Below are 15,109 nucleotides of genomic sequence, written 5' to 3' on the forward strand. Positions count from 1 at the left end.
ATTTGCTCATCTGTTGCTCCATTTCTCATGAAGTTTCGAATATCATGGCCATTTCCATTAAATAAGCAGGTGAAAATCTGACCATTTGCAGACAGACGTGAACGTGTGCAGCTTGAACAGAATGACTCGGAAACAGAAGTAATAAAGCCGACATTCACATCAGCATCTTTATACTTATAAAGCTTTGCAACTTCCCCGAAATATGCCGGATCAACGGGCTGGAGTTCAAAATGCTCTTTTAATAAAAGATACATCTGCTTTTTAGTCACAACATCATCCATCTTCCAGCCGTTTGTCGAGCCGACATCCATAAACTCGATATACCGAAGCTCTAAACCATGATTTTTGCAGTATTCGGCCATTGGGATAATCTCGGTATCATTTAGGCCTTTTTTTACAACCATATTGATTTTGACCCCAAGACCCGCTTGTTTAGCAGCCTCAATTCCCTCTAATACAGGTCCAGTACCAACACCGCGTCCATTAATTTGTCCAAACAGTTCATCGTTTAACGTGTCGAGGCTGACATTTACCCGTTTGAGACCGGCAGCTTTTAACTCACCAGCCAATTTCGGCAGCAGAACGCCATTAGTTGTTAAGCCGATGTCACTTAATCCCTCAATCGCAGATAGTTTTTTGACAAGAATCGGCATATCCTTTCGAAGCAGCGGTTCTCCGCCTGTTAAGCGAATTTTTTCTACCCCTAAACGAACAAATATTTTTCCAAGACGTTCAATTTCTTCATATGTCAGCAAGGCGCTTCGGGGTAGAAATTCAAAATCGGGACCGAATTGATCAGCAGGCATACAGTATTGGCAGCGAAAATTACAGCGGTCGATGACCGAAATTCTTAAGTCACGCAATGGTCTATTTAATTTATCTTTAATAATGGTCTTTTCCATTTATATCAACTCCATTATTGTTAAAGAAGCAATTTATATTTAGTGTAACAGGGTTTACCCAAAAATACTGTTACTTTATTCACTATTAAAATACTTTTTAATATTATTCTTATCTTAACAGATGTTTGCTGGTGAAGAAATGATTGTTTTGGAAATCTTTATCCACCTTTTTTTCCTTCTCTCCATAATATAATACAATAGTTCCATTATTACTTTCCAAATCCCACTCAAGTTTTCACTATATTGTCATTGTTTACTTCATTTTTTTACCTTGTCTTAGGATAAAATGTTACTAATGAGACTAACGAAGAAGAAAAACTGACTCTTTACAAAATGACCCTTGAGGTGAATCAAATGATGACGACAATGAAACCAACCCATTCCATTGAGATAAAAGAATTACTTAGATTTGCAGACCGGAAATTTAGAAGTGAAAGAGGATCTTTCCTTTTTCAAGAAGGGATGTTAGCAGAGGAGCTTTACATTATTATTTCTGGTAAAATTCAAATTAGTAAAATCACATCCGACGGCCGTGAACTTTCCCTCCGCATTTGCGGTGCAAATGATATATGCGGCGAATTAACTCTTTTTACCGACAATCCCCGATATTTATTAAGTGCTAAGGTTCTCGAAGAAGGAGAAATTGCTGCAATCAAAAAAGATGTGATTGAAAGTGAAATTTTCCAAAATAGCAAGCTAGCGTTTGAATTTATGAAATGGATGAGCGATCACTTCCGGAAAACACAAACAAAATTCCGAGACCTTGTTTTAAATGGGAAACGCGGTGCTTTATTTTCGACCCTTATTCGGATGTCCAATAGCTACGGAATTGAAAAAGGAAGTGAAATTTTAATTGACCTGCCATTAACCAATCAGGAACTGGCTAATTTCTGCGGTACCTCTCGTGAAAGTACGAATCGTATCCTAAGTGAGTTAAAGCGTGACAAAATTATTTCCATAAAAAAAGGAAAGATATCAATTTTGGATTTACAATATTTAAAGGATGAAATCGGCTGTGAAAATTGCTCAGCTATTTATTGCAATATTGAATAATCTTTTAACAAGGCTGTCTCAAAATGAGGCAGCCTTGTTTCTTTTTAATTTTGCGTTTGCTTCTCTCTTAGGGCTTTTGGAATATAAACACAGAATGGTTCGCTTTCTAGGTAGTCACCTGTCATTGCATAGGCTCTTGACCTGGAACCCCCGCAAACATAACGGAATTCACATACCCCACATTTACCCTTAAATTCGTCAGGATTTCTTAATGCCTTGAAGATAGGGGATTCACGGTAAATTTCCGCTAATGGTGTTTCACGCACATTCCCTGCTTTAACTGGTAATAACCCACTTGGATATACATCGCCAATATGCGAAATAAATACAAAGCCATTCCCATCATTTACGCCTTTAGGAGCACGGCCAAGACCGTCAATGGAACCGGTTAATCCTTTTTCAGTTAAGGCACTTAAATAGTCGATTTCACCTGTCTTTGCCTTCGCTTCACGCATTTTTTGCTGAATGACAACGCGGCGGTAATGCATGGCTTCTGTTGTTTTAATATCGAAAGATACTCGTTTACTTAGGTCGTAAAGCCAGCGTAAAACCTTTTCATGTTCCACAGGAGAAATCATATCCGAAACTTGTCCTCTTCCTGTTGGGACAAGGAAAAAGACACTCCATAGAACACAATTTAACTCTTCAACCATTTTGGCCATTTCATCAAGGTACTCCACATTATAGCGGGAGATAACTGTATTAATCTGAATCGGTATTTCAAGCTCATGTAAATATTTTATTCGTTCCATTGTCAAATCAAAGGAACCAGCCGTTCCACGAAAATGGTCATGAATTTCGGCAGTCGGTCCATCAATACTAAACGCCCAGCGGGAAAGACCGACCTCTTTTGCCTTTTTAATCGCTTCTTTTGTAACATTTGGGGTAGCACTTGGTGTCATTGATACCCGTACGCCCTTATCGACAGCATACTTCGCTATATCAAAGATATCTTCCCTCATCAAAGGGTCACCGCCCGTAAAGACAAGGATTGGGTTGTTCATCTCATATATTTGATCTATCAGGTTTTTGCCTTCTTCAAAAGAAAGTTCGCGTGGATCTCTTGTATATTGTGCATCGGCGCGGCAATGCAGACATTTTAATTGGCAGGCACGTGTCAGCTCCCAAATTACGATAAACGGATCTTTATTAAAATCTCGGTTAAAAGACAAATAAAACGCCTCCTAGACAGCTGGTTCAAACTATCAAACAGCCTTAATACTCTGTATTATAAAGGTGTTTATAGTTAAAAAAAGTGAACTATCTCACAACCGTGAAGTTATATATGTCCGTTTTGTGAATGAAAAAAAACAGCGGAATGTCCACTGTTTTCATATTTCAGGTCTTTTCTTGAATTCCTATCGAATGCCTAAGGCAATTTTTGCGTAACGTGACATCATCTCTTTATTCCAAGGCGGATTCCAAACAATGTCCACATCAACATCCTTAATTTCAGGAATATCGGCTAAAGCTCTTTTCACTTGGTCTACAATGGTTCCTGCAAGCGGACAGCCCATTGATGTTAACGTCATTGTGATTGTCACTTTACCTTCCTCGTCCATTTCAGCATTATAAACCAAACCCAAGTTTACAATATCAACGCCCAGCTCCGGATCGATCACTAGCTCCAATGCACCCATTATATTTTCTTTTAATTCTTCATTCATTTGGATTCGACTCCTTATTATGATTTATTTACTTCATAAGTATGTTTTTATTACAATTTCCAAAAAGCGCAAAATAATATCCACTTCCGCTAACAATTAAAAGTATAGAGGGTTTTGAAAGCTTTTGGTGTGAATTTTTTTACAGGTTAGCTATAAAATTGTTAACATAGTGAGTATAGAAATAAGATAGTAAAAAAGGCACTATAACAGTAGTGTATCATGCAGACAATTTTTTTCCTAAAACATTGCTTCAATCATGAAAATATAGAATAAGAAGGAGCTCATATGACAGAGAAACATTTAATCGCATTGGATTTAGATGGAACATTATTAAAAGACGATAAAACCATTTCCAATAAAAATAAGGAAATCATTCAAAAGGCAAAAGCTGAAGGGCATATTGTAATGATTGCAACCGGCAGACCTTACCGCTCAAGTGAAATGTATTATCGTGAGTTGGATCTCAACACACCTATTGTTAATTTTAATGGGGCGTTTATGCATCATCCACTTGATTCAGCCTGGGGATTTTATCATGAGCCGCTTGATGTTAAGGTGGCAAAAGATATTGTCGAAGCCTGCAGAAGCTTCCATTTTCACAATATTATTGCCGAGGTGATGGATGATATTTATTTCCATTATCACGATGAAAAGCTCTTAGATATTTTTAGCTTCGGCAATCCAAAAATTACGACAGGAGATTTACAAAACTTTTTAAACGATTCACCTACAAGTTTGCTGATCCATACAGAGGAAGATCAGCTTCAACAAATTCGTAAACATCTTTCAGATGTCCATGCTGAAGTGATTGAACAGCGCAGCTGGGCTGCCCCATGGCATGTAATCGAGATCATTAAAGTTGGATTAAACAAAGCGGTTGGCTTGAAAAAGGCATCAGAATACTTTGGAATTCCCGCCGAAAGGATTATTGCCTTTGGTGATGAGGATAATGATTTGGAAATGCTTGAATATGCCGGACATGGGATTGCCATGGGCAATGCAATTGAGCAAGTAAAAAATATAGCCAATGAGGTTACGCTGACGAATGAAGAAGATGGAGTCGGCGAATATTTGGCAAATTTGTTAAATATTAAATAACCCCTTCTTTTTCACCATTGTTTACCTAAATGAACACACTCCGTTTGGGCATACTATTTTTGAAGCAGCGATGCTGTTTCAATATGAGCTATGAGCATATTGGAGGGATTCGAATGGGTAGATCAAACAAATCGAAACGCTTTGTCCAGCAAGGAAAGGACTCGATCAACAAGCATGCTGAACGGATTCCTTATCACATGACCTACGCTGAAGCAGAGGCTCAGAAAATGGCCAATGTGCATGAATCCTCGCTTGGAGGAATTTAACATGGGAAACCAATTGTTCCAGGAAGCACGAAGATTTGTTGAGATGGCGAAATCCGCTAACCCTGCTGACCTTGATTCTGCTGTTGCTAAAGCAAAGAATGCCCTTAGTTCTGCTTTTGCAAACTCAACCGCAGCAGAGCAGGCCCAGCTCCAACAAATGCAACAAGAGCTTGAACAGGTTCAATAATACAAACAGAAAGCGGAAGCGCCCAAGGTGCTTCCGCTTTCTGTTCAATCTCGCCGAAAAAATCCGTATACTGCAGTTGTCTGAACTATATTTGTAAATGCATGTGGATCGACTTCTTTAATAATTCGCTCTAAATCGTAAAGTTCATAACGTGTGATGACAATCATCAGCATGTCTTTTGTTTCATTGGAAAAGGCGCCTCTTGCGGGAAGCATGGTAATCCCTCTCACAAGCGAAGCATGAATCGCTTTCTTAAGTTCTTCCGCCTTTTTAGTGATGATCATGGCTGTTAGTTTGGCATGTCTTGTATGAATGGCATCAACCACTCTCGTCGATGCATATAAGACCACAAGGGTATAAAGGGCTTTTTCCCATCCATATAAAAAACCTGCGGTCATTACAATAATCGCATTTAAAACAAACATATACGGTCCAACCGGCTTGTCCTTCATCCTTGATAAAACCATGGCTATGATATCAACACCACCCGTCGACGCTCCCCATTTTAACGTAATTCCAACCCCCACTGCTTGGATAACACCTCCAAATACAGCGTTCAGTAAAATATCATGTGAAAATTTAAGAATGGGAATCATGGTGAGAAACAGTGATGAGAGTACAACACTAATAAAACTATAAACCGTGAATGATTTCCCTACCTTCCTCCAGCCGAGAATGGCTACGGGAATATTGAGCACAAGTAACAAAAACCCCATCGAAACATTCATTGGTGTATAATCACTAAGAACCTTAGAAAGTAATTGAGCCATTCCAGTAAACCCACTGGAATAAACATTTGCAGGGATAAGAAAAAAATTCATTGCCAGGGCATTTAACAATGCACCAACCGCGACTATAAAGATTTTTTTTATTTCAAGCCAAATCAATAGTATGTCCCCCTTTTTTCCAATAGATAATTGTATTTTTACGGCGAAACCGATAAACTGAAACTAACTATAATGTTGTGAATGAGGTGAGCTTCTTGCCAGTAAAAATACTTGCAGACAGCGCATGCGATTTACCTAAAAGTTTTTATGAAGAAAAAAATGTTACGTTATTTCCATTAAAAGTGCAAATTAACGACCAGGAATACGAAGATGTTAAAACAATCGATTCGAAAACAGTCTATGATGCCATCCGCAGCGGGGTTGTCCCTAAAACATCTCAGGTGTCTCCACATTTATTCGAGGAAGTTTTTACGGAAATGGCAGAAAAGAATGAGGAGGGCATCTACATTGCCTTTTCTTCTGAATTATCCGGTACATATTCAACCGCTGTTATGATTCTTGACCAAGTGAAGGAAAAATATCCAAACTTTCAACTAACAATTGTAGATACAAAATGTGCCTCGCTTGGAATTGGTCTCATTGTTCAAGAAGCGGCAATGCTTTCTTCGAATCATGCGTCAAAAGAAAAGATTTTAGAAGATGTTCTATTTAGAAGCCAGCATATGGAGCATATTTTTACGGTTGAGGATTTAGATTATTTGGCAAAGGGCGGCAGGGTTTCGAAAGCTTCAGCATTTTTGGGCGGTTTATTAAATATTAAGCCCATTTTAAACATGGAAGATGGAAAACTCGTACCAATTGAAAAAATCAGAGGAAAAAAGAAGGTGTTCCGCAGGATCATTGAAATCATGAACGAACGCGGGTCAAATTTGCAGGAGCAGATTATTGGAATCAGCCATGCAGATGATCTGGAAACAGCAATGGAAGTGAAAGCCATGATTGAGGCAGAATTTCAACCGCAAGAGGTTTATATCTCTTCAATTGGCTCTGCCATTGGCGCCCATACAGGGGCAGCTACGATTTCAATTTTCTTTTTAAACAAGATTAAATAAGGTGAAGGAGTGAGGTGCAAAGCACCCCACTCCTTTTACTTATGATCAGTTTTCTTTGAGTATTGATTTTTCCCTGCCTGACGATTCTTTTCACGCATCATATTCTTTTCATGTCTTAAGGCATTATTGTCTTGTGCTTTTTTATCATTATCTGTCGTGTGCGGCATATGCATACCCCTTTCATAATTCCTTACAGTGGTTATTGTAATCATAATGAAAAAGAGTATGTAAGGATTTCGTTAATCTTTTTTCTCGTAAGTCCAGCTGCCTTCTTGGTAAACCCTTCCATCTTTCATCAGTTTTCCAAGCGCACGTTTAAATGCCCCTTTACTTAAGCCAAATCTCTCTTGAATATCTTCCGGCATGCTTTTATCATTGTACGGCATCGCGCCATTTCTACTCATTAAATATTCGTAAATTCTGGCAGCATCAAGGTCTTGTGATTCCTCTTTTCTTGCAAGCAAGGAAACGTTTATCGTTCCATCCTCTTTAACGTCAATAATCCGTCCTTCTACCTTTTCACCTAAACGAGGCTCTTTTCCACGCTGTGACTCATGAATAAAACCTTTATAGCCTTCTATTGTGTAAATCCAGCTGCCCACCTTAGCGGTCCGGTAGACATGTCCTTGTACATTTTTATTAAAATCATTCCTTGTTGCTTTGGTGGAAATGGACTGAATAATCTGGTCACTTGCCAATTTTGCATAAATTAAATGATTACGATTGACTCTTAAAGTAATATAAACCATATCCCCAACATTTGGCCAAACGGTTTGATGGGCAGGAAGATCGTCTGCTCCTAATAAAATATCTTTAGGCAGTCCAATATTTATAAAAACGCCGATTTTCGGGTTAATATCGGTAACCTTGACCCAGGCATAATGGCCAACCGAAACTTCCGGAATCGTCATCGAAGCAGAGATTCTCCCTTGTGAGTCCACATATAAAAAGACTTCGATTTCATCACCATCTGCTAATTCATGCTGTGCTTGATTTATGTGCAGCAGTACATCCTCATTACCATCTGTTAAAAAATAGCCAAATTCCGCCTTTCTTGCAACAGTTAATGTGGCAGTTTGACCTATAAGTTCATTTAATGACATATAAAGCTCCCCTTTTCATTCTCGGAGATTTTTCCCGAATCTTGTTTGAACTGCTATATTTTACTATAATGTACCCATAAAGGGAAACTTCCCGCAGAAATGTTTCTGCATATCAAAAAAATGGGGGTTATGACGATGTCTAAAGATAGTTCATTTGATATTGTATCCAAAGTTGAATTTTCCGAAGTCACCAATGCCATTACGGCAACAATGAAGGAAATCGGTACGCGCTACGATTTTAAGGGCAGCAAAAGTGAAGTATCGCTTGATAAGGAAGAATTGGTTCTCATCTCAGATGACGAATATAAAATGGACCAATTAAAAGATGTTTTGTTTAGTAAATTAATGAAACGAGGCGTTCCCGTTAGAAATCTTGATTATGGAAAAATCGAAAAGGCATCAGGAGGCACCGTTCGTCAAAGAGCCAAGATTGCTCAAGGTATCGATAAAGAAAATGCTAAAAAAATTAATACGATTATTAAAAATAGCGGTGTAAAAGTGAAAAGCCAAGTTCAGGATGATCAGGTCCGAGTTAGCGGCAAAAACCGCGACGACCTACAAAAAATTATTTCCTTGGTCCGTGAAGCTGACCTTACAGTTGATGTCCAATTCATCAATTATCGATAGATAGTGAAAAAGGCGAAAGGTATTTAATATTCCTTCTCGCCTTTTTATTTTTTTCATAAATTGACTCATTTATAGAAAACTAACACATGAATAATGTAACGGAGGTTTTTTTATATGAGCAGCAGTCAAAATCAAGAAAAGCAAACATTCCCGCCTCAGCATCAGAACCAGCAGCCCGGAGTGGAAAGCGAAATGAATCCTCGTCCAATTTCTGTTGATCCCAATTATAAGGCCGGGGGAAAATTAACAGGTAAAACAGCCATTATTACTGGGGGCGACAGCGGCATTGGGAAATCCGTCGCAATTTATTTTGCAAAAGAGGGTGCGGATGTTGCCATTGTCTATTTAGAGGAACAACAAGATGCCGAAGAAACAAAACAGCTGATTGAAGCAGAAGGCCGCAGATGTCTCCTATTTGCCGGCGATATTGGGGATGAAGATTTTTGTAAGGAGATCGTTAATAAAACGATTGACCAGTTTACTAAACTTGATATCCTTGTTAACAATGCAGCCGAGCAGCACCCACAGCAAAGCTTGCTGAATATCACATCCGCGCAATTGGAAAAAACGTTTCGCACCAATATTTTCTCCTATTTTTATATGACAAAAATGGTTTTGCCGTATTTACAGAAGGGGGCATCGATTATCAACACCGCTTCGATTACAGCCTACGAAGGAAATGAACAATTACTCGACTATTCTGCAACAAAAGGGGCGATCGTTTCTTTCACACGTTCCTTGGCAAAATCACTTGCATCGCAGGAGATTCGCGTTAACGGTGTTGCTCCTGGGCCAATCTGGACGCCGCTAATCCCATCGACCTTTACCACTGATAAGGTAGCTACGTTCGGATCTACAACCCCGATGGGAAGAGCCGGACAGCCAAGTGAACTGGCACCAGCCTATGTCTTCCTCGCCTCCGACGACTCCTCCTATGTCAGCGGGCAAATGATACATGTTAATGGGGGAACAATCGTTAATGGTTAAGAAAAACGCATCGGCGGGGTTTCCGCCGATGCCCTGTATTATTCGATCTTTCTATTTTTTCTTCTTTTGATGAGCAGGAATAGGAAGATTCCCACCAAAATGTAAACAATAACTAAAGAGACAATGAGTGACAGCTTTATTCCGCTCTTTTCAGTCAGAACATATATTTCAGAATTATCTCGGTCTACGATCAGAATGTATTGATCATCCCGACTGCGTACAAGATCCCCTGCAAGCAATCCACGAAGCTCCTTGCCGCCGGCTAATTGCTCATCTGTTAACACTACTTTTTGAGATTTGGTTGAATTGTTTATCGCAATAACCGATGTTTCCCCTTTATAGACACGTTTATAAACTAACATCCCGCCTTTGTCATAGAGCGTTTCCATAGTTCCTCTTGTTAAGGATGCAAGCTGGCTGCGCTGTTCGGCAAGTTTGGTTATATACTCAATCAATTCTTTTTCTGTCCGAAAATTCATTTGCCGACGATTATCAGGAACGTCTCCCCCAATTAAAGCAATTTCCGTCCCATAATAAAAAATAGGTATTCCTGGTGTTGTATAAAGATACGTCAATGCCGTTTTCCAACGTGAACCCGGAAACTGCCGCTGATCCACAATATCATTGGTAAATCTTGTCGTATACTCATTATCAAAGAATTTTGCCTTTAATTCAGATTTTTGCCCGACTTGAAGAGCTTGATTAAGTGACTGGAAAGATTGATTCGTTGTTGCGAAGACATTTCTTGATTTTTCACTTTGGCTATAATCTAATAAACTGTCGATACCGGCACTGTGATAATGTGCTGAATCTAATGCTCCCGAGTTTTCAGTCGGCACTCCTAATAAGAAAAACCCCTTTTTCTGCTTTTTTACCTCTTTTGAGAAATCAGTCCAAAAGCTTAAACTTACATGATTAACCTCCGGCAGGCTATATCCATCAACATCCGTCTTCTTAATCCACCATTTTGCCGCATCAACTAAATATTTTTTTACCTCAGGGTTGTCCTGATTTAAGTCAGGTAATCCATCGACCCAGCCATTTTCGACCTGCTGTTGATTATTCCAATCATTGATATCCTGCTTTTCATGAAACCAATCTTGTTTACCGGGATCCTTTACCCATGGGTGGCTTGAAGCAGTATTATTGGTGACAAAATCAATTAATACCTTGATTTTTCGCTTATGGGCTTCTTTTACAAGCTTTTGAAACGTTTTAAGTGAACCAAAATGCTCGTCCGTTTTATAAAAGTCATTAATCCAATAGCCATGATAGCCATTTTTAGCATTATCATAGATTGGGGTTAATCGAATGGCGGTAAACCCCATCTCCTGTATGTAGTCTAATTTGTCAATAATTCCTTGAAAATCACCGCCGTTATAGACATTTGGATCTTTGGCATTCGCGTCAATATCATTGTGTATATCCCCATTGTTGAACCGGTCAATCATGATCGAATAGACCGTTTCATCCTGCCACAGCCTGTCTTCCTTTTCTACAGCTGCTTTTGCAGGAAGGGCTGATATGAATAGTAACGTGATTAAAATGAGTGTCATTTTTTTCATTTGTTTTCCTCCTCTAAAAGGAAGAGGACATGTTCCCTCTTCCCACTACTCATTTTAATCGAATCACGTTTTTATTCCAAATATTATCGGGACTTTTTGATGGCTTTTTAATTCACTATATTAATATTGTAATCTTTAAACCATGTGTGAAGCTGCACAAGATAGGCCAATAATTGCGGCCCGGTCATCAGTTGGCCAAACCATGGCTCGTGAAATGATTCCCCTCCAGTCTCGACAATCTTTTCCAATCGTTCCTTTTGAAAAAATTCATGCAGTGCAGAGGTTTTATCTTGCAGAATCGTCTCCATCCATTTTTGGATGGAAATGGTATAGGCAGGATTATGTGTTTTTGGATAAGGACTTTTCTTCCGGTAGAGAACTTCTTCTGGAAGAAACCCCTCAAATGCTTTGCGTAGAATCCCTTTTTCCCTTCCCCGGTACATTTTCATCTCCCATGGGATATTCCATACGTATTCGACAAGTCGGTGGTCCGCAAATGGCACTCGTACCTCCAAGCTTGCTCCCATACTCATTCGATCTTTTCGATCAAGCAATGTCGTCATGAACCATGTCATATTGATATAAAATAATTCTCTTCTCTTCGCTTCCACCGCACTTTCCCCATCTAATTTAGGGGTTTCTGCAATTGCTTGGCGGTATTGTTCCATACTATATTCTTGTAATTTCAATTTTTCCTGCCAATGTGATTTTAATAAACTTTGCCGTTCATTGACAGATCGCATCCAAGGAAACCCTGGCCGCTCTAAATCTTGTTTACGATGAAACCATGGGTACCCGCCGAAAATTTCATCCGCGCATTCTCCCGAGAGGCTGACAACAAAGTCCTTTTTGATTTCTTTACAAAACCATAGTAAGGAGGAATCCACATCTGCCATTCCCGGAAAATCTCTAACATGTGTTGCTTCCAATAAATCCGTAACTAGTTGCTGCTGTGAAATAGTTTTATTAAAATGCTTGGTCTTGTATTCATCTGTTATCATTTGAATAAATCTCTCGTCAGCATCCGGCTGAAATTCATTTGAGGAAAAATATTGATCATTTCCTTCATAATCAATCGAATACGTATGGAGCTGCCCTTTGCCCTGCTCTTCAAATCCTTTTGCAGCAATAGCCGTAATGATGCTGGAATCAAGTCCTCCTGATAAGAAAGTACATAATGGCACATCCGATACGAGCTGTCTCGTTACTGCATCCGTTACTAAGTAGCGAACCTTTTCAGCTGTTTCCTCCACACTTTCCTTATGTTCTACGCTTTTTACATTCCAATAACGCCAAATTTTTAGACCATTTCTTGAAAAAGTTAGGGCATGGGCAGGTCTCAGCTCTTTTATCCCTCTAAATACTCCGGACCCTGGAGCCCTTGATGGTCCTGCGCCAAAAATTTCAGCAAGCCCTTCTTGGTCAATTTCTGTCTTGATTTCCGGATGGGCTAGGATCGCCTTTAACTCTGATGCAAAAATTAGACCTTTATGATGTTCTGTGAAAAATAATGGTTTTACCCCAAGACGATCTCGTCCAATAAAGAGTTGTTCCCTTTTACTATCCCAAATAGCAAAGGCGTATATGCCGTTTAAAAAATTTACACACTCCTCCGCCCATTCTATATAGGCAGTTAACAGAACTTCTGTATCAGAATGACCTTTAAAGGAATATCCTTTAGTATGGAGTATTTTGCGGATATCTTCAGTATTATATAATTCCCCGTTGTAGCAAATGTTGTAATCAAATCCATCTTTTTGTTTGGACATCGGTTGTCTTCCCCCTTCAGGGTCGACAACAATCAGCCGTTTATGACCAAAACCAACATGTGTATCGAACCAAATGTTGGTTTCATCCGGGCCTCTCTTTGCTAGCGTATTCACCATTTTATTTAATGTTTTGGCTTCGTTTCTTATCGGCTGTTCAAAATCTAGCCACCCCGAGATTCCGCACATTGACATCTCACTCCCTTACCATCGATTACTGATCTTTAGGTGCATGCTCTATTGTATTCAGCCCATGTTAAATGGTTAATTGTCCCGTAAAGATCTGAATTCACATAAAGTTCGGCAAAATGTATAACAATGAAATTTTTATACTTATTTTTTGAAAAATAATAAGGTTATAAAATGTCACGAAGATGTCTAAAAAGAAAAATGAAAGCAACTGAGTGTGGAGGTTAACGATGAATCGACAACAACGACTAAAACTATATGATTTCCAACAACGAGCTTACAACGAAGGAACAGTGGAGCAAATAAACAATCAATGGATATTTTTTGATGAGGAAACGGAAGAAGCTACGATGTTGGATGATTTCGTTCATCAAGAAATTGAAATCTTCCGGTTGAACCGCTGGAAGAAAGGCATATTGCGTGAACCGGGAAAAATCCATTGCGGTAAAGAAGCGATTATGCTTCGGGATCAGGATACGATTAGAATGAGGAAACATTTAATTTACTCGCTCGAACGATTGTTAGATGGGGTGAACGATGATGCCTTTTTCCAGTTCGTTACGACATTAAATTCCTTAAATTTTTCCATTTACGATTGCATTTACTGCTATAACCATTTATCTTTCCTGTCGGATGAACATCGCAAAGATGGTGTGAATTTTATGGTATTTGACAATCAAGAGCAAATTTGTAATGTGCAGCATCATTTTTGTTATTACGAAAAGGTCAATGATCGGTTTGAATTTACTTTAAATACTGGTAAACGATTAGTCATCGAAAAAATGATTTCATAAAGAAAAGGCCTGGAGAACCCTCCAGCCTTTTTTAATTTCCAATATACTTGGAATAGAGCATTTTTGCTTTGACGATATCATTGGTACCATGGATGAGTACGCGGGAATCCTTAAATACAACAATGGATATGTCCTCATCTGGGGAAAAACGGAGTAAAAATTCGTTCCCTGAGACCTTTCCGCTTTTACTAAGTTTAGATTTTGCCTTTATAATATCAAGCTCGCGTTTATTTCTTGGATTAATTTGGACTGTATCCCGTCCGCATAGTGTCGTGAAGGCTACTTGCTGCTCGGAGGAGCGGTCAAGAAAATCAAATTGCCCTTTTACACATGAAGGACAATTAGGATTTTTCCCTTGCGAAATATCCATTTGCATTGAAGTTACATCCCATATATCGATTTGTTCCAAATTAGGGGTGGTCTCTGCCCCAACTAATAGCTTGATTGTTTCCATCGCTTGAAAGGAAGCGATAATATCTGTCAGAGGTGACAATACCCCAACAGTATCGCATGTTTCACCGGTACCGGATGGGACATGCGGAAAAAGGCAGCGGTAGCAAGGGGTTATCCCCGGTTTAAACACGGCAAACATCCCCCGCGAGCTTACGGCCGCCCCATGCACCCATGGTTTCCCATGCTTAACTGCTACGTCATTGATTAAGAAGCGCGTCATAAAGTTGTCGGTACCATCTACAATCACATCGTAGCCCGCCAATAAATCTTCTGCATTATCAAGGTTTACATCTGATATTACCGCCTCTACCGAAACAGTTGAATTAATTTTTTTCAGTCTATTTTGTGCCGCAACTGCCTTCGGAAGATGCAATGCTGCATCCTCTTCATCGAAAAGGGTCTGTCGCTGCAGATTAGATAGTTCAACTAGATCCCTGTCAATCAGCCTTAAGGAGCCGACACCTGACCGGACAAGATGATTCGCTATCACGGTGCCAAGTGCGCCGGCACCAACGATAACAACACGGCTTTTCAGCAACTTCCGTTGTCCCTCTTCCCCAATCGCAGGAAATAGAATTTGTCTCGAATACCTCTCTAAGTTACTCATGAAAT

17 protein-coding genes are annotated in these 15,109 nt (G+C 39.4%); 8 read left to right on the plus strand and 9 right to left on the minus strand.

The annotated features are described in order from the left end of the window. On the minus strand, window positions 1-902 hold a 902-nt coding region (gene moaA / locus ACO1D1_RS16980; RefSeq protein WP_423336537.1), incomplete at its 3' end, for a GTP 3',8-cyclase MoaA. A gap of 354 nt (window positions 903-1,256) precedes the next feature. On the opposite strand from moaA, the gene ACO1D1_RS16985 reads away from it, so the two are divergent. Then, a complete protein-coding gene (locus tag ACO1D1_RS16985) occupies window positions 1,257-1,955 on the plus strand; it encodes a Crp/Fnr family transcriptional regulator (RefSeq protein WP_149869282.1) in 699 nt (232 codons plus the stop codon). A gap of 44 nt (window positions 1,956-1,999) precedes the next feature. Here the strand turns inward: ACO1D1_RS16985 and ACO1D1_RS16990 are convergent, their stop codons facing one another. Together ACO1D1_RS16990 and ACO1D1_RS16995 are read right to left on the minus strand one after the other, a co-directional pair. Continuing rightward, the gene (locus tag ACO1D1_RS16990; RefSeq protein WP_149869281.1) at window positions 2,000-3,127 is read right to left on the minus strand and encodes a TIGR04053 family radical SAM/SPASM domain-containing protein; all 1,128 of its coding nucleotides are present in this window, start codon (window positions 3,125-3,127) and stop codon (window positions 2,000-2,002) included. A 186-nt stretch (window positions 3,128-3,313) separates the two neighbouring features. Next, the gene (locus ACO1D1_RS16995; protein WP_149869280.1) at window positions 3,314-3,622 is read right to left on the minus strand and encodes a metal-sulfur cluster assembly factor; all 309 of its coding nucleotides are present in this window, start codon (window positions 3,620-3,622) and stop codon (window positions 3,314-3,316) included. A 285-nt stretch (window positions 3,623-3,907) separates the two neighbouring features. On the opposite strand from ACO1D1_RS16995, the gene ACO1D1_RS17000 reads away from it, so the two are divergent. The 3 genes from ACO1D1_RS17000 (at window position 3,908) to ACO1D1_RS17010 (ending at window position 5,173) form a co-directional block, all read left to right on the plus strand. Beyond that, window positions 3,908-4,720 (plus strand): Cof-type HAD-IIB family hydrolase, encoded by an 813-nt coding sequence (locus tag ACO1D1_RS17000; protein WP_423336538.1) that lies wholly within the window; start codon window positions 3,908-3,910, stop codon window positions 4,718-4,720. A gap of 113 nt (window positions 4,721-4,833) precedes the next feature. Next, window positions 4,834-4,986 carry a hypothetical protein gene (locus tag ACO1D1_RS17005; protein WP_190284845.1) on the plus strand — a complete coding sequence of 51 codons (153 nt, stop codon included), beginning with the start codon at window positions 4,834-4,836 and terminating at the stop codon, window positions 4,984-4,986. Window position 4,987: 1 nt separating this feature from the next. Next, a complete protein-coding gene (locus ACO1D1_RS17010) occupies window positions 4,988-5,173 on the plus strand; it encodes a DUF3813 domain-containing protein (protein ID WP_149869278.1) in 186 nt (61 codons plus the stop codon). A 44-nt stretch (window positions 5,174-5,217) separates the two neighbouring features. Here the strand turns inward: ACO1D1_RS17010 and ACO1D1_RS17015 are convergent, their stop codons facing one another. After that, complete coding sequence (locus ACO1D1_RS17015; protein ID WP_423336539.1) at window positions 5,218-6,060, minus strand: YitT family protein; 843 nt, start codon at window positions 6,058-6,060, stop codon at window positions 5,218-5,220. A 95-nt stretch (window positions 6,061-6,155) separates the two neighbouring features. Between ACO1D1_RS17015 and ACO1D1_RS17020 the strand changes: the two genes are divergently transcribed. Beyond that, window positions 6,156-7,013: a DegV family protein gene (locus ACO1D1_RS17020; RefSeq protein ID WP_149869276.1), complete on the plus strand. Its 858-nt coding sequence runs from the start codon at window positions 6,156-6,158 to the stop codon at window positions 7,011-7,013. Window positions 7,014-7,048: 35 nt separating this feature from the next. Here the strand turns inward: ACO1D1_RS17020 and ACO1D1_RS17025 are convergent, their stop codons facing one another. Continuing rightward, entirely contained in the window at window positions 7,049-7,180 is a 132-nt protein-coding gene (locus ACO1D1_RS17025) for a DUF3941 domain-containing protein (protein WP_083402464.1), read from the minus strand. A gap of 72 nt (window positions 7,181-7,252) precedes the next feature. Further along, the gene (locus ACO1D1_RS17030; RefSeq protein WP_149869275.1) at window positions 7,253-8,116 is read right to left on the minus strand and encodes a CvfB family protein; all 864 of its coding nucleotides are present in this window, start codon (window positions 8,114-8,116) and stop codon (window positions 7,253-7,255) included. A 135-nt stretch (window positions 8,117-8,251) separates the two neighbouring features. On the opposite strand from ACO1D1_RS17030, the gene ACO1D1_RS17035 reads away from it, so the two are divergent. Beyond that, window positions 8,252-8,743 (plus strand): YajQ family cyclic di-GMP-binding protein, encoded by a 492-nt coding sequence (locus ACO1D1_RS17035; protein WP_149869274.1) that lies wholly within the window; start codon window positions 8,252-8,254, stop codon window positions 8,741-8,743. A 114-nt stretch (window positions 8,744-8,857) separates the two neighbouring features. Further along, a complete protein-coding gene (locus ACO1D1_RS17040) occupies window positions 8,858-9,730 on the plus strand; it encodes an SDR family oxidoreductase (RefSeq protein ID WP_149869273.1) in 873 nt (290 codons plus the stop codon). A gap of 38 nt (window positions 9,731-9,768) precedes the next feature. Here the strand turns inward: ACO1D1_RS17040 and ACO1D1_RS17045 are convergent, their stop codons facing one another. Then, window positions 9,769-11,295: an alpha-amylase family glycosyl hydrolase gene (locus ACO1D1_RS17045; RefSeq protein ID WP_423336540.1), complete on the minus strand. Its 1,527-nt coding sequence runs from the start codon at window positions 11,293-11,295 to the stop codon at window positions 9,769-9,771. 107 nt (window positions 11,296-11,402) lie between these two features. Then, window positions 11,403-13,250: an asparagine synthase (glutamine-hydrolyzing) gene (gene asnB, locus ACO1D1_RS17050; RefSeq protein WP_423336541.1), complete on the minus strand. Its 1,848-nt coding sequence runs from the start codon at window positions 13,248-13,250 to the stop codon at window positions 11,403-11,405. Between the two features lie 230 nt (window positions 13,251-13,480). Between asnB and ACO1D1_RS17055 the strand changes: the two genes are divergently transcribed. Beyond that, window positions 13,481-14,044: a DUF2777 domain-containing protein gene (locus tag ACO1D1_RS17055; protein ID WP_149869270.1), complete on the plus strand. Its 564-nt coding sequence runs from the start codon at window positions 13,481-13,483 to the stop codon at window positions 14,042-14,044. A gap of 31 nt (window positions 14,045-14,075) precedes the next feature. On the opposite strand, the gene ACO1D1_RS17060 is transcribed toward ACO1D1_RS17055, so the two are convergent. Continuing rightward, complete coding sequence (locus ACO1D1_RS17060; protein ID WP_149869269.1) at window positions 14,076-15,104, minus strand: ThiF family adenylyltransferase; 1,029 nt, start codon at window positions 15,102-15,104, stop codon at window positions 14,076-14,078. Window positions 15,105-15,109 lie beyond the last annotated feature (5 nt).

The sequence above is a fragment of the Neobacillus sp. 19 genome, assembly GCF_049463095.1.
Classification (GTDB): domain Bacteria; phylum Bacillota; class Bacilli; order Bacillales; family Cytobacillaceae; genus Neobacillus.

Bases quoted from the DNA above. Each gene is read 5' to 3' on its own strand.
- ACO1D1_RS17030 (WP_149869275.1), bottom strand. From the start codon at position 8,116: ATGTCATTAAATGAACTTATAGGTCAAACTGCCACATTAACTGTTGCA.
- ACO1D1_RS17055 (WP_149869270.1), top strand. From the start codon at position 13,481: ATGAATCGACAACAACGACTAAAACTATATGATTTCCAACAACGAGCT.
- ACO1D1_RS17000 (WP_423336538.1), top strand. From the start codon at position 3,908: ATGACAGAGAAACATTTAATCGCATTGGATTTAGATGGAACATTATTA.
- ACO1D1_RS17040 (WP_149869273.1), top strand. From the start codon at position 8,858: ATGAGCAGCAGTCAAAATCAAGAAAAGCAAACATTCCCGCCTCAGCAT.
- asnB (WP_423336541.1), bottom strand. From the start codon at position 13,250: ATGTGCGGAATCTCGGGGTGGCTAGATTTTGAACAGCCGATAAGAAAC.
- ACO1D1_RS17010 (WP_149869278.1), top strand. From the start codon at position 4,988: ATGGGAAACCAATTGTTCCAGGAAGCACGAAGATTTGTTGAGATGGCG.
- ACO1D1_RS17005 (WP_190284845.1), top strand. From the start codon at position 4,834: ATGGGTAGATCAAACAAATCGAAACGCTTTGTCCAGCAAGGAAAGGAC.
- ACO1D1_RS16985 (WP_149869282.1), top strand. From the start codon at position 1,257: ATGATGACGACAATGAAACCAACCCATTCCATTGAGATAAAAGAATTA.
- ACO1D1_RS17025 (WP_083402464.1), bottom strand. From the start codon at position 7,180: ATGCCGCACACGACAGATAATGATAAAAAAGCACAAGACAATAATGCC.
- ACO1D1_RS17045 (WP_423336540.1), bottom strand. From the start codon at position 11,295: ATGAAAAAAATGACACTCATTTTAATCACGTTACTATTCATATCAGCC.
- ACO1D1_RS17060 (WP_149869269.1), bottom strand. From the start codon at position 15,104: ATGAGTAACTTAGAGAGGTATTCGAGACAAATTCTATTTCCTGCGATT.
- ACO1D1_RS17035 (WP_149869274.1), top strand. From the start codon at position 8,252: ATGTCTAAAGATAGTTCATTTGATATTGTATCCAAAGTTGAATTTTCC.
- ACO1D1_RS16995 (WP_149869280.1), bottom strand. From the start codon at position 3,622: ATGAATGAAGAATTAAAAGAAAATATAATGGGTGCATTGGAGCTAGTG.